The 14,132-nt window shown below is 37.1% G+C and carries 14 protein-coding genes and 3 pseudogenes; 15 read left to right on the forward strand and 2 right to left on the reverse strand.

From position 1 onward, the window contains the following. Positions 1 to 153: 153 nt before the first annotated feature. On the reverse strand, positions 154 to 711 hold the full coding sequence (locus tag QLQ22_RS11510; RefSeq protein WP_223442547.1) for a GNAT family N-acetyltransferase: 558 nt from the start codon (positions 709 to 711) through the stop codon (positions 154 to 156). A gap of 380 nt (positions 712 to 1,091) precedes the next feature. On the opposite strand from QLQ22_RS11510, the gene QLQ22_RS11515 reads away from it, so the two are divergent. The 5 genes and pseudogenes from QLQ22_RS11515 (at position 1,092) to QLQ22_RS11535 (ending at position 4,371) form a co-directional block, all read left to right on the forward strand. Next, positions 1,092 to 2,054: a LacI family DNA-binding transcriptional regulator gene (locus QLQ22_RS11515; protein WP_223442550.1), complete on the forward strand. Its 963-nt coding sequence runs from the start codon at positions 1,092 to 1,094 to the stop codon at positions 2,052 to 2,054. A 222-nt stretch (positions 2,055 to 2,276) separates the two neighbouring features. Next, complete coding sequence (locus tag QLQ22_RS11520; RefSeq protein ID WP_223442554.1) at positions 2,277 to 2,627, forward strand: VOC family protein; 351 nt, start codon at positions 2,277 to 2,279, stop codon at positions 2,625 to 2,627. 205 nt (positions 2,628 to 2,832) lie between these two features. Beyond that, positions 2,833 to 2,973: pseudogene (locus QLQ22_RS11525) on the forward strand (helix-turn-helix domain-containing protein); the annotation flags it as partial. 83 nt (positions 2,974 to 3,056) lie between these two features. Further along, positions 3,057 to 3,599 (forward strand): DUF6022 family protein, encoded by a 543-nt coding sequence (locus tag QLQ22_RS11530; RefSeq protein WP_252208638.1) that lies wholly within the window; start codon positions 3,057 to 3,059, stop codon positions 3,597 to 3,599. Positions 3,600 to 3,873: 274 nt separating this feature from the next. Continuing rightward, complete coding sequence (locus tag QLQ22_RS11535; RefSeq protein ID WP_223442560.1) at positions 3,874 to 4,371, forward strand: DinB family protein; 498 nt, start codon at positions 3,874 to 3,876, stop codon at positions 4,369 to 4,371. A 95-nt stretch (positions 4,372 to 4,466) separates the two neighbouring features. On the opposite strand, the pseudogene QLQ22_RS11540 reads toward QLQ22_RS11535, so the two are convergent. Then, a pseudogene (locus QLQ22_RS11540) lies at positions 4,467 to 4,611 on the reverse strand (transcriptional regulator); the annotation flags it as partial. A gap of 623 nt (positions 4,612 to 5,234) precedes the next feature. On the opposite strand from QLQ22_RS11540, the gene QLQ22_RS11545 reads away from it, so the two are divergent. The 10 genes and pseudogenes from QLQ22_RS11545 to QLQ22_RS11590 form a co-directional block, all read left to right on the forward strand. Next, the gene (locus QLQ22_RS11545) at positions 5,235 to 5,771 is read left to right on the forward strand and encodes a DinB family protein (protein WP_252208639.1); all 537 of its coding nucleotides are present in this window, start codon (positions 5,235 to 5,237) and stop codon (positions 5,769 to 5,771) included. Between the two features lie 290 nt (positions 5,772 to 6,061). Continuing rightward, positions 6,062 to 6,493, forward strand: a complete 432-nt coding sequence (locus tag QLQ22_RS11550) for a VOC family protein (RefSeq protein WP_284016799.1) — start codon at positions 6,062 to 6,064, stop codon at positions 6,491 to 6,493. A gap of 280 nt (positions 6,494 to 6,773) precedes the next feature. Further along, complete coding sequence (locus QLQ22_RS11555; protein WP_223442566.1) at positions 6,774 to 7,121, forward strand: hypothetical protein; 348 nt, start codon at positions 6,774 to 6,776, stop codon at positions 7,119 to 7,121. A 505-nt stretch (positions 7,122 to 7,626) separates the two neighbouring features. After that, positions 7,627 to 8,358 (forward strand): class I SAM-dependent methyltransferase, encoded by a 732-nt coding sequence (locus tag QLQ22_RS11560; protein ID WP_252208640.1) that lies wholly within the window; start codon positions 7,627 to 7,629, stop codon positions 8,356 to 8,358. Between the two features lie 600 nt (positions 8,359 to 8,958). Beyond that, positions 8,959 to 10,020: an alkene reductase gene (locus tag QLQ22_RS11565; protein ID WP_423246246.1), complete on the forward strand. Its 1,062-nt coding sequence runs from the start codon at positions 8,959 to 8,961 to the stop codon at positions 10,018 to 10,020. Positions 10,021 to 10,382: 362 nt separating this feature from the next. Then, positions 10,383 to 10,853 carry a hypothetical protein gene (locus tag QLQ22_RS11570; RefSeq protein WP_223442570.1) on the forward strand — a complete coding sequence of 157 codons (471 nt, stop codon included), beginning with the start codon at positions 10,383 to 10,385 and terminating at the stop codon, positions 10,851 to 10,853. Positions 10,854 to 11,222: 369 nt separating this feature from the next. Next, entirely contained in the window at positions 11,223 to 12,215 is a 993-nt protein-coding gene (locus tag QLQ22_RS11575; protein ID WP_223442572.1) for an aminoglycoside phosphotransferase family protein, read from the forward strand. A 131-nt stretch (positions 12,216 to 12,346) separates the two neighbouring features. Next, a complete protein-coding gene (locus QLQ22_RS11580) occupies positions 12,347 to 12,709 on the forward strand; it encodes a YunG family protein (RefSeq protein ID WP_223442573.1) in 363 nt (120 codons plus the stop codon). 161 nt (positions 12,710 to 12,870) lie between these two features. Beyond that, positions 12,871 to 13,206 (forward strand): hypothetical protein, encoded by a 336-nt coding sequence (locus tag QLQ22_RS11585; protein WP_223442574.1) that lies wholly within the window; start codon positions 12,871 to 12,873, stop codon positions 13,204 to 13,206. A gap of 128 nt (positions 13,207 to 13,334) precedes the next feature. Next, positions 13,335 to 13,778: pseudogene (locus tag QLQ22_RS11590) on the forward strand (ASCH domain-containing protein); the annotation flags it as partial. Between the last annotated feature and the right edge of the window lie 354 nt (positions 13,779 to 14,132).

A 14,132-nucleotide genomic window follows, 5' to 3' on the forward strand; every position in this document is an offset into this window, starting at 1 on the left:
AATCGGGGGCTTTAACGGAAGTCTTTTTACTATATTCTGAGTAAAATCGATATTCAGCAATCGGGCGCGTTTGTAGAGTATTGAAAAAAAACCAATTTCTCAATTTTAATGCTGAGAAATTGAGAAATTGGGCTTTTTAATATGGGAATTTCCTTAATGTTGTAAATCCGCATTTTCCTGACGATACCCCTCTTGATTAATTTTGCCACCCCATTCTGAAGCTAATACTCCCATAAAATACGTATCATAGAAGTTTCCCTCAAAAAAAGCATGCTTCCTTAACTGTCCTTCTACAATAAATCCAATCTTTTTATACAAACTAATTGCTTGTTCGTTAACTCCCCTTGTTGTTAAATAAATTTTATTTAGACGCAGTTGCTTGAAACCAATGTCAATCATTTGCTCCATAGCAGGTTTTCCATAACCTTGGCCACGAGCTTCAGGGGCTAACAAGATACCGATACTTGCTCTACCATGTTCAAGTTCTATATTTCGAAGAAAAATCCATCCGATGAGCCGTTTTTCTTCATTTTTAATAGCTAACAAAAGGTCTCCGTTTTGTCGTTTTTTCTCCACATGATTTACAGTTTGTTCAAAAGTCAATGGTGTTCTTCCTACCATTGAAATGGAAACAGAGTCGTTCAACCAGCGATGTAATTCCTTTATATTTTCTGTTTCAAATGCATGAAGAGTTACTTGTTTATTGCTCATTTTTATTCCTCTTTCCCCTATTTAGTTTTTTTGTGAATGCAAATTTGGTTATTAACTTCAAATTTATTTGGCTACATGCTTTTTGGTAAATACTCCATTAATAGTTGTGATATACACTAACACCTTTAGGCATTTATTACTCATAAATATCGAATAAATAGCCAAAAGGATCATTTTTCTTTTCTTCAAATGTCTTTTTTTCACATAGTGAAATAGGAAAAGATGCTAATATTATAATAGAAGTACACAAGAAAATTAAGCACAGTATGCCTAACAAAAAGACCATACAAGTTTCCTCCTCATTTTTCTTTTTAACAACAGCTTAAATTATGGAAACCGTTTCAGAGCAAGGCATAAATTTTGAGAGGAGAAAGTAAAATATGGCAAACATTAAGGATATAGCAAAGATGGCCGGAGTCTCAGTTACAACCGTATCCCGTGTGATAAATAATCATCCATATGTAAGCTTTGAAAAAAGGGAAGCCGTTTTGCGTGCCATTGAGGTAAGCAAATATGAAAAAAATATAAATGCTGTCCATTTGAGTAAAGGGAAAACCTTCCTTATAGGTATTGCTATTCCATTTTCAAATCATCCATTTTTTGCTTTGATAGTCGAGGGAATAGCGAATGAAGCATTGAATAATAACTATAAGCTTGTTCTTTTCCAAACTAATTATGAGGAATTTAGGGAAATTGAAGCGTTAGATATGTTAAAACAAAAGCAAATAGATGCTTTAATCATTTGTTCTAGAATTTGTCAATGGGACACTATAGATGCTTATTTAGACTATGGTCCGATAATCTTTTGTGAAGATACAAGAGATAAAAAAGTATCTTCAATCTTTATGGATCATTATAAAAGTTTCTCCAAAGCGTTAGAGTATTTGCATTTTAAAGGTCATAGAAAGGTTGGCATATGTGTAGGGAGAAGAACGGGATTCAACGGTGAACAAAGAATATTAGCCTACAGGGATTTTCTGAATAAAATCAACGAACCTTTTGAATCAGAATATATTTTCTCTGATTGTTATGATTTCGAAAACGGGGAGGAGATTGTTCAAAGATTAATAAATATGAATAATCCTCCCTCTGCTTTATTGGTTTCTAATGACCAAGTAGCTGCAGGAATTGTTACATGCAGTAAGGAAAAACGAATTTCAATACCGCATGAACTGGCAATTATAGGATTTGATAATCAGCCTATAGCTAAAATAATGAATATCACTACAATTGAAATACCTTTAGTGGAGATGGGAAGAAAATTATTTCTTCGGGCAATCAATAATAAAAATATTTCTCAGGAAGAAATATCAGTGAAATTAGTCGAACGACTAACGGTATAGTAAAAATAGAAATTTGCTTTTCTTGTTCAGCAATCGGACCAGTTTGTTGAAGAAGGATATTTTCTGTTTTTAGCAAATTAGAAATACAAACAAACTTATCAGGAATACAGGATATTGCAAAATAACAGGAACATAGGGGATATGAGATTTGAAGATCCATAGAATAGATCAGTAAATGATCTCTCTGCCGCTAAAGAGTTTTTTCTCGGTTTTGGCCTTGAGGTGCAAGGGGAATGGGAAATGGAAGGAGAGTTGATGGATCAGGTAGTTGGGCTTAATGACGTTAAAGTAGCATGTGTAGGATTGGGGACGCCAGACGGTCAGGCATGGATAGAGCTAATCAATTTTTATACGCCGTCAGATGAAAAAGATATTCAGCAACCTTTTGCAAATACCCTGGGTATCCGGCATATTGCATTTGCTGTTGAAGATATTGAAGCCGTTGTTGCCAAATTGAAAAAGAAAGGTATGGAAATCTTTAGTGAGATACAAAACTATGAAGAAAGATATAAGTTATGCTACTGTCGTGGGCCAGAGGAAATTATTTTAGAGTTGGCGCAGCAAATCAAATAAATTAAGGGTAATTAATAGTTATCGGGCCAATAATTGATGGATTTTGACATACCGCCAGTGAAATATGTAATCACGTAGATAAAGTTGTTCCGCAAACGGGCTCTTTAATGAAGTAAATTTCTCCTATTAATTTACGGAGAAGCTGAGTTTTTTAGTATTGGAATTTCCTTATCGTTGTATATCCGCATTTTCCTGACGGTATCCCTATAAAGAAGGAAATATGACGGTTAATCAAATTTGTGAAATTACAAATGTGTCTAGAGCTTCATTATATAGAAAGCTATCAGAAGGAACAAATAGTCTTTCTTTATTCCATTTAAACCAATTGTACATTCATAAAAAATAATTACAAAGTTGGTATTATTTGTTAAAATGGATTCGAAAGATGCTGTTGTCACTGAATGAAGAACATTTGGGAGGGGATTAACAATGAATGAGACCAAACCGTTAAAAGAGTTTCTTCAGGAAAGGAAAGAAAGTAGCATTGCCACGATCGCTCAGTACATTGAGGACCATATCGCGGAAAACTGGCAAAGCCTCTTCGAGAATAACCGGGATAAGTTGATGCAAGCATATAATGAGGCAGGCGATAGGGCGTACGGGACGTATTTGCATCTGCTGTTTTTATCTGTTCATAAAGAGCTTAATAAGGCAGGATTGCGTGCGGAACCTAGATTGCCAGGCGATTTCGGCATTTCAAGAGAGTGGGGCAACATGGAAGACAGACAACGTTGGATGTGGAGCACCATTTTTTCTATGAATGAAGAGCCTTTAGGTACCTTAGTCACTATTGTGTTTCATGATCACACGCAGTTTCGGGTTCCCCGTCAGCCTGAAATCATCGCTTTACTCGAAACGCACAAGGAGGATGTCGTTGAGGCCCTCTCTTTCCGTTCCGTTGACTTCAAGCAGGCGCGTGAATTCAAGATTGAATACGAAGAATACGTGCAGAATCAGCATAACAAAGGCTGAAGAACCAAAGGGTTACGGCTTATAGAGTCCTCAGTCTATAAAAATAGAAGCATCAAGGTTAACCCTATGAGCCTTCTATTGTATGAAATTAAAATACGAACGAAAAAAGCAGCCGGCAGCTGTCGATCGGACTTCAAAACAGAACAATAAGGGTGATTTCCTCTGCCTTTTCGGATTTTCGGGCGGACTACCTATCTGCTTTTGTTACGACTATAAATAAATTCGACAATACCGAGAAATGTTATGAGATGAAAAAATGGAAGGAGAGTAATTTATGGTCAAACAACTGATCGTCGGCGATGCAACGCATGAACTGGCCACTACGCGCCGCATTCTGGAACGCTTGCCCGAGGAGCATATGTTGTGGAAGCCGCACGAGAAATCGATGACGCTCGGCGGGCTGGCCACGCACCTGATCAACCTGCTGAACTGGCAAATCGCGATTTTTCAGTACCCTGAGTTCGATCTTTCGACCGTGCCGTTGCGGCGGGAGCCTTTGGAAAAACGCGCTGACGTTCTGGAGGAGTTCGACGCGAACGTCGGCAAGTTTGAAAAGCTGCTCGCCGAATGCGACGAGAAAACGCTCGGCGAGGAATGGACGCTGCGCCACGGCAACCATATCATCCTCAGCGAGCCGCGGGCGATCGCGCTCCGCACCTTCGGATTAAGCCACATGGTCCACCACCGGGCGCAGCTGGGAGTATATTTGCGGCTTCTCGATATTCCGGTGCCGGGCATCTACGGTCCCTCGGCCGACGAGGAAGCCCAATGAACTAAGTTTCTCGACCCGATACGCGCCAAAAAGGTCGTAGGGCACGGCATGAACGCCGGTACTCTGCGACTGTTTTTATTGTCGTCGAATACTGCTTTTGTAATCCATCCTTTGTCAAAATAACAAGTAGCTATCGCAGATCCTAACCAACCGGAAATATAATAGTACCTCAGTAACCTTCACACCAAGTTCACCGGCTAGATGATCGTAACAGGTTCGAGCATGGCGAACTTGTTTTAGTCCTTAGCGTAGGGAAAATCGGCTTTTTCTAAGTCGAAATTTGCTTAGCGTATGTTTTCCGCGTTTTGTTGGTAGGACCCCCAATACAAAAAAATCTTCTACTATTTAATAAACAATTTAAAATTCACAATAAAAACTGCATAACAAAGGGATTTGTTTTTGTACATTTTAAGTGTATTCATAATAGACATTTTATCAAAATTCTAAATGTGGATTTTGAATAAAGTCTGATACTTTATAAAGAAGATTGATCGCTTGGAATAAAGTTTGAGTAAACTCCTGTATTAATTTACCCGGTTTTTCTTTTTGTTCATACTCCACAAAAGAATGGCCAGCTTCTAGCGTAAGAAAGGAAATTAGATAGTTCATCTTGAATTTGTAAGGTATCCATTAAAGGGCAGGATTCTTTAATCCACAAAAAGGCCAGATTGTAGAATAACATCTTCACTGACTGGGTTTGTCAGGGGAGTTGTTTTATTATTAAACCAATCAAAAAAAATAAAAATAAAGGAGTGAAGGAAGTGTGTTATCTTGTTTTGAGAAACCGACCGGCCCCTGTGATAATGTTTTAGCTATTCCTTATATCTAAATTTTAATAATTTAAGGTGAGGGGAGAAAATCAAATGAACCTAGAACTAATGGATATTTTTCGCATGGAATTTGACTTTAGTTGGGATACTGAGACCTGGTTTTTACCTTTAGAATCTGCTCTTGAGGGTTTAAATTCCACAGATGCAAGCTGGCAACCCCCTGGAGGAGGGAATACAATTTTGCAAACTATGAACCATCTAAATTATTACAACGCCCTACTTGTTAGACAAATCAATGACACAACGCCTAGAAAAAAGGCATCTAATAACGAGGCTACATTTGGAGATATCGGGGACCCAGCAGATTCTAAATGGAAGGCAATCTTGGCAGAGAATACATTTGGAGATATCGGGGACCCAGCAGATTCTGAAAAATGGGAGGCAGTCTTGGCAGAAACACGCCAAATTTGTGAAAATTTGCGTAAATCACTAGCACAAATTAATGACAGTCAGCTGGAAGAGGAACATGTTGGGGGGCTGGCTCGTCAAATTTTGCACAACGTATACCATATAGGGCAAATTGTATTAATTCGTAAACAACAAGGCTCTTGGCCAAAGGAGCGAGAATAATTTGTATATTCCGCTATAGGGCGCAATTCTAAAGTATTGGATTGCGCTCGTTATTCCATTATAGGGGGCGATTGCTTAACCAAGTGTCGCCTCTTCTTATTAAGGTAAAGGGCAGTTTAACGGAGTAATCGAATTTGATCGTTATTCCACAATCGGGCCATTTAATCGAATAAGGATTATTTAGAATTGGAACAGTTATCCATCAAGTGGGTTAGTCCAGTTTGCGCAAGCTCAATTTTGATGTATCATGTATGAGGTTGTCCACATTATTCCAAAGGAGTTGTTGAATGATGTCAATTAGTTTGAACCCGTATTTGTTTTTTGACGGTAACACGAGAGAAGCGGTCCATTTTTACGAGAAAGCGCTTGGCGGGAAAGTGATGGGTATCATGACTTACGGAGATATGCCGGCTGACCCGAATCATCCGTTGATGGATGACATGAAGGATCGCGTTATGCATGCACACTTGAAAGTCGGCGACGCGGATCTCATGTTCTCCGATACGTTTGCAGGCATGCCTTATCAGCCAGGGAATACGATTCAGATTGCAATCCATCCCAAAGAAGAGGCAATAGCGAGGGAAATCTTCGCCGCTTTGGAAGATGGCGGACAAGTCGTTATACCCCTTCATAAGACGGATTTTAGCCCCTTGTACGGGATGGTAAAGGACAAGTTTGGGGTTAATTTCAATGTGAATGTCCCAGGGGAGCAGCCGCAGTAATAACAAACAGACTTCCGCTTCACCAACAAACAAAGCCTCCTGTTCGCGAATGGACAGGAGGCTTCCTCAGTTGCAATACAATGGTTGTGTGTCTAATGAGTAAATCATACGAGACCAAGTTTCCTCAATAATTGGGCGCTTTTCTTCGATAAGACAACAAAAAGTGATATTCCGCAATCGGGGGCGATTGCAGCATATTGTGATCGTCTCCTTTATCAAAGAATATGACAGGATGTAAAATAAACTTATAGTCAATATATATAAATGAAGGGATTCTTAAATGGATTGGAATTGTAATGAGACGAGCATAAATATTCCATATACAGTTGGAAACTTAAAGACATTATTAGAAACCCTGTGTAGTAAAGAAAACAGTTTTTCACAATATGATTTTGTTAATTGGTGCGATAACTTAACAATGGTATTCGATAATGATGAAGGTACCGAATTAGATGAGAATGATTCAATGGCTTTCAACATAGCAAGAGATATTGAATGTCAATGGGATTTGTTTTTAGTAAATACATACTCATTAGAAGAATTGCAGAAATTAGATCTTTCAAAAGTAAAGTTACCTCACGTGTGGTTTATTGATTGGTTGAAGCAGTTAAATGAGAAGCAAAAGTGAAATCCTTATTAAGCTAAAGAGGGCGATTGCTTAAAAAAAGTGTCGCCTCTTCTTATTGAAGTAAAGGGCAGTTTAATTGAAGAGTGGATTCAACTTTTTATTCAGCAATCGGGCCAGATTATTGAGTAACTCACTTTTATAATAAATGGATATTTATTTTGGAATTTAGACGAGATTGTGAAAAATTGTATTTAAACTAAGATGTAGGTCATTTAAAGGGATTTATTTAGGAAATATAGAATATTTTTATTTATGTGATAAAAAGGAGTCGGTGTCAATGAAAAATAGCAAGAATTTATATGGGCACAAATATGAGGGGATAGCATTATTTTCCCAATAAACACGCAATGCCCCTATAAACCGAAAGGGGTACTTAAATTAAATAGAAATTTAAATGAAAATCCTTTTTTAGAAATTGAAAACCCAAAAGCATGGGGATCAGTTCATTTGAGATGGCTTTACCATGGCAGAAGAGATAAAAAGGTATCAAGGAGGAAACATAGACATGGCTGACAGGATATTTGAAGAGCCAAGGCTTGCAGATATTTACGATTTGTTTGATTCGTCAGAACGTCTAGATCTTGACCCGTATGTTGCAATGACAGACGAATTCGGTGCTCAATCCGTAATTGACATTGGTTGTGGAACCGGCATCCTTGCCTGCCGACTTGCTGCACTTGGTAAGGAAGTCATTGGGGTCGATCCAGCCGCAGCCTCGCTCAAAGTCGCAAGCCGTAAGTCGTATGCAGATCGGGTCAGATGGCTTCATGGAACAGCTGCGATGCTCGCTGGAGTGCAAGTGGATCTAATCATGATGACTGGAAACGTCGCCCAAGTCTTTGTAACTGACGAAGAGTGGATGTCAACACTTCGTGAATGTCGTAGTGTTATTCGACCGGGTGGACGGCTAGTATTCGAGGTTCGTGACCCTTCAAAGGAAGCGTGGAAGGACTGGAATCGTGAGCAGTCCTATCAGGTGATTGAAGCACCTAAAATCGGAAAGGTAGAGAAGTGGGTGGATCTTCTCGATGTGCAACTGCCGCTAGTTTCGTTCCGTCAAACATTCGTTTTTCAGAGGGCAGGGACGGTACTGACCTCAGATTCGACATTGAGGTTCCGGAGTAAGTCCGAGATTATTGACACTTTATTGACCGCAAACTTACCTGTCGAGGATATTCGAGATGCACCAGATCGCCCTGGACTAGAATTCGTCTTCATCGCTCGCAGCCCAGACTAAAGATACATCCATACTTGTTAAACATAAGGGACTGGTATTCTTGAAGACGTAAGGGCATCGCAATTATTTTGTTAAACGAAAACGATAGTTGAACTACCGGGTGGCGTTAGTTGCACAACTACTATCTTGTTACTCATCCCAAGAGATGAACCTCTGGCAGGTAAAGGAATTTCGCTATATGTTTATAAAAGTAAAGAAAATCAAAGAGATCGTTATTAAGCAAACGGGCGCTATTCTGGAGCAAGAATTGTGCTCTTTCTTAATGTTAAGGTCAAGATAATGGAATAGCGCTTATGACTAAACAATGATTATACGGTAGGTATATAAATAAATATGATCATAAGTTAGATAAGAGAATCTGGCGTTATATAAGTAAACAAATGACTCCTAAAGATCGGATGAAACATACACAAAAGCAAATGTAAAAATCTTACAACATCAGTTTCTTTCTTTCTAAAACATTTTTTAAACTGAGTACTAGCTTTTTTGAGTGAGTATATAATTTGTAATATTTGCTAAATATCTTTATCCTAGATAACATAGCTATTACTTAAAGTTAGCTGTTGAAAATAAATAAGAAATAATCAGGAGGAAAGCATAATGGAACATACGATGATCAGTAAGCTTTTTGAACCTGTAACCATAGGTGCGTGGAAGTTGCGTACAAGAACAGCCATGGCACCAATGACACGCTGTTTTGCTGATGTTCAAACAGGAGTAGTTGGTGAAGATGTCGTGGAATATTACCGTCGACGTGCAGCGGATGGAATTGGTCTGATTATTACTGAAGGCATTGTCATTAGTCCTCGCGCAAAAGGTAATCCAGGCGTTCCGGGGCTGTATACTCAAGAACAAATTAATGCGTGGAAAAAGGTAACAGAAGCTGTGCATCGAGAAGGTGGAACGATCATCGCACAAATTTGGCATGTTGGAAGAGCGAGTCATCATGAGATTGCTGGCAATCTACCACCACAGGCACCATCAGCTATACGAGCAGAAGGAAAAGTATCACGATTTGGAAAACCTTTTGATATACCTGAAGAAATGAGTATCGACGATATTAAAGAAGTCATTGGCCAATATGCACAAGCTGCAATAAATGCGATTGAAGCAGGTTTTGACGGAGTTGAAGTGCACGGTGCCCACGGCTATTTAATTGATCAATTTAATTCAGATGTTTCAAATCACCGGAAAGATAGATACGGAGGAGATCTTGCAGGCAGACTAACATTTATGAAAGAAGTCTTAAAGGAAGTTATTAATGCAGTGGGAGCTAATCGTACACTTATTCGATTTTCAGCGTTAAAAATTGACCAGCCGGATTACATGTGGGAAGATCCGGAAGAAGCTATTCAAACTTTTATTGAAGCTTATAAAGAGGTTGGTATGACAATGATTCATCCGTCAACCATGGAATTTACCAAAACAATTGCCGATGGAAAAACAATGCATCAGCTCGTCCGTAAATATTGGGATGGAATTATTGTCGGAGTCGGAGATTTAAATGCTGAAACAGCTGAACAAGCAATAGCAGAAGGAACGGTTGATATCGCTGCTTTTGGACGTCCGTTACTTGCCAATCCAAATTTTCTTCATAGAGTGGAAAAAGGAGAAGAAATTATTCCCTATGATGCAAAAATTCATCTGAAAGAATTAATTTAGTCCTTTATTCAAGAATCGGGCGCTTATCTGTAATAAGGTAAGTGTCTTTTTTAATGGAATAAAAGATTGAGTTAATCACCCGATTTTGAAATAATTGGTATTAAGCATTCGGGCAGGATAGTTGAAGAGTGATTTCAAGAATTCTGTTCAAATTAAGTGGTTTTATTAAAGAGAACTTTATATTTAATGCTCACTAATATCAATATTAGACCCAAAACTGTAGTCAAGAAAGGATAAATAAAAGGGATTCAGGGGAAACAGAGGAAAGAGGAAATGGATTATGGTGGCCTCTTCTTATTGATGTAAAGGGCAGTTTTCTTGAATAAGCAGCGAATGATTATTGTAGGTTGGAGGTGTGGTATTTGAAAAGCGACTATCTTTATACAGAATTCTTAAATGTCTCCAGGAAATTGAACCAGAAATTAAAGATAGCTCCCGTTTTATATGGTTCTTTAGGGCTTGAGAAAGTAATTGAAGTAGAATTTTCCCCACAGGACATAGATATACTAGTTCCTTTGAGATTTATAAAAAATGAGTGGCAGACATTAAAGGAGACAATGGAAGAGCTAGGCTACACATTGGTAGATTTACACGAACATAAATTTGTAAACGGGAAGGTTGAAATTGGATATTCATTTGAAGAAGACTTAAAGCCCTTTGCTGGTGTGAACTATGAAGATTTAAAAGAAATGTATGATGATGGGGTATCATATCGTTTACTATCAGTTGAAGATTACCTTAATGTTTATAAAAGAGCATTAAAAGACGGTTATAGAAGAACAAAGAATAATAATAAAGACCTTAAGAAAATTGAAGTTTTAGAAAACCTATGATTATTTTACATTAGACCTGTGTATCGGATGATTAATAAAAGCGAGATTATAGAAGCAATTCGAATGTATTGAAAAATTGGAAAAAGAGTTGAGTGGCGAATATCAAGTATAGTAATGGATGCCATTGAAGATACATTGAACAGATATACATATGATTTAGGTTATTTAGAACGGAGACTAACTCGATTGCAAAAAAATAATAATCCATTTAATAACTAAGTTTTTCAACAATCGGGGGCGATTGCTTAACAAAGTGTCGCCTCTTCTTATTGAAGCAAAGGGCAGGATTGTGGAAGAAGGAAATGTCATTAAATGAAATGAATATAATCCCCGATAGAAATAAAAACCTTTTAAAGAAGAGGTGTACAAATGGAAATTAATAATCGGATAGTAGCTATATTAAAAGATAACTATGGAATTAAAGTAACTTTAATTGAACAAAAGCCAGGCGGATGGTCTGCTTTAGCTTTCTTAATCGAGGATGAAAGTAAAAAGTATTTTTTAAAAGTTTATAACAAAAAAAAGCCTTCTGTTAAACCGTGGATTAAAGCAATTGACAGGTATACTCCCTTAGTAAAGTGGTTGAATGAACAAACAGTTTTAAAAAATAATATTGTAAATCCAATCCTTACGAAAGCAGAGAGTAATAAATGTGAAGACGAAGAGTACGTTTACTTGCTATCAGAGTATATAGAGGGCACTACAATTGGTGAAAAGAAACTTAATTCAGAACAGATTAATGAACTGGCAAAGATTATTGGAATACTTCACAAGAATACTCCCAATATCCCATATGAATTGAAAGAGCAACAAACAAAAGAAAGTTTTAACATAGACTTTTGCGATCTATTGAGTTCTTTTATTTATAATGATCTGGATAAAAAATTTGATGCGGTATATGAGGTCGTAAAGCCTTATGCTGGTTGTTTGTTCGATAATATTCACAGGATGGAGTATTTATCAAAAACTTTGAAATGCAAACCTCACAAGTTTGTTTTGTCCCATGCAGATGCCCATAATTGGAATGTAATGCAAGGTAGTAATTTGATGCTTATTGATTGGGAGTGCTTAAAACTTGCTCCACAAGAACAAGATTTAATTTTAATTGTAACGGAGTCTTATGCTCAGCAGTTTTTAAGAGAATATAAAAAATATATAGAATATGAAAATCCCGATTTAGATGCATTGGAGTTTTACTCTCTAAAGCGAAAACTCGAAGATATCTGGGAATGGATTAAGGATTTACGTTTTGAAGGATTAGTAAAATCAAAAGAAGTTACAGTTGAACTCTTAAAACTAAATCTGGATGCGAGTAAAAATACTGATAGTTTTCAATCGGAAATGAAAAAGGTCTTTAAATAATAATATATTCCCTCCCCAAACGGGGGCGATTGCTTAACAGAGTGTCGCCTCTTCTTTTTAAAGTAAAGGACAGTTTAATGGAATAAGGTACTAGAAAATATAGTAATACTGCTTTAATAGGGGGACCATTAATGAGTACACTTGATAAAGTTACAATAGCACAGTTATTACACGCTTTAAAACAAACGTGGTCATTTAAATCAAGTTCCAAATGGAGTATGGATAATCCTTCGAAAGGACAATGTGGTGTAACATCATTAGTAGTCAACGACATTTTAGGTGGGGAAATACGAAAAACCCCCTTATTTGAAGGTTGGCACTTTTACAATATGATTCACAATACACGGTATGATTTTACAGAGTCTCAATTCAATGAAAGTATAAGTTATGAAGATTTGCCTTCAAATAGAGAAGAGGCTTTTATGGATACAAACTTTAATCAATACAACTATCTAAAAAGTAGTGTTTTAAAAGAACTAAGTAAAACTGAATAATAAGTTTTCTTAATATAAAACTTACTTATTCAATAATCGGGGGCGATTGTGTCGCCACTTCTTATTGAAGTAAAGGGCAGGATTGTTGAATAAGAAATATTTGTATTTTTGTGGTATTATTTACAATATAATGCAATGCAAATCTAAAAGGGGGCTTTTTTATGATAAGAAAATCGGTATTAGTTATTGGTGCTGTAGCAGTTCTTACACTATCAATTGGAATAAAGAAAGATTTGGAAAACCCAAAGGCTTTAGCTAATGTTTACCCATTTTCAGAAAATGATTACAAAGGTCAAGTATACGTGGAAGATGAGGATAAAATCAGAGTTGTATCAGTAGAAGAACAAGAAATGAGAGAGAAAGACTCATATAAAGTAAAAGATATTACTACTGTAATCACAGCAGATGAACAAACTATGGTAGAAAATACATCAATTTCAGCGGGATTTGTTTCACAAAAAGAAGGGACAGGCTTCAATTTCAAAAAGGAGAATTAATTCTCAACTAGCTCAACAAACGGGGGCGGCTGCAGCACACTGCAATCGCTCTTTCTAATTAATAAACATCCAAGTTGATAAAATTATCTCTAAGCAAATTTACGTTTGGGGTTACGGAGGGCTACATAATGAATAAGGCAGCTCAGGCTTACTGGAATGAACATTGGAAAGGTCAAGAAAAACCTCAGTCAGTTAGTGCATGGCAATTTGGAGCTAATCCAGATCATCTAGCTCAATTAGTGATAGATGGTATAAAAACAGCAACATGTTCTGGTTATATTTTTTATGAGTTGGAAAATGAACCGGTTCCAACAATAGAGGATTATAGCATTATTTTAAACAGTGAAGACAAGCCTTTAGCAATCATTAAAACGGTGGAAGTCACATTAACGCCGATGAACGAAGTGTCTGAAGAGTTTGCTATTGCAGAAGGAGAAGGGGATAGAACATACCAATATTGGAGAGAAGCTCATGAAAAATTCTTTAGAAATGAACTAAGTGCAATAGGACGTGAATTTTCAGAAGATATGCTGCTTATTTGTGAACGTTTTATAGTAGTTGATGTGAAAAAAGTTAAAACTTGGGCGCTTATCTGTAATAAGGTTAGTGTCCTTTTTAATGGAATAGAAGATAGTGTTAATCAACTAATTTTGAAATAATTGGTCTTAAGCACACCGGAAGCAACACTATCGATTGCATTTCCTGGTTTAATTAGAGGTCCAATAAATATTAGGCAGACTAGCACGATGTTCCTAATAATAACCACTTCCTTTACTATTCTTAGTTGAAGTATTCAGGTTATTATCTGCTTATATCGAATATGTATGCTGAATTGCGTTATTCAACAATCGGGGGCGATTGCTTAATAAAGTGTCGTCTCTTCTTATTGAAGTAAAGAAGCAAGTTAGTTAGTTCAAGAAGAAAAT

The sequence above is a fragment of the Metabacillus hrfriensis genome (genome assembly GCF_030127205.1).
In the GTDB taxonomy this organism is placed as follows: domain Bacteria; phylum Bacillota; class Bacilli; order Bacillales; family Bacillaceae; genus Bacillus_P; species Bacillus_P dongyingensis.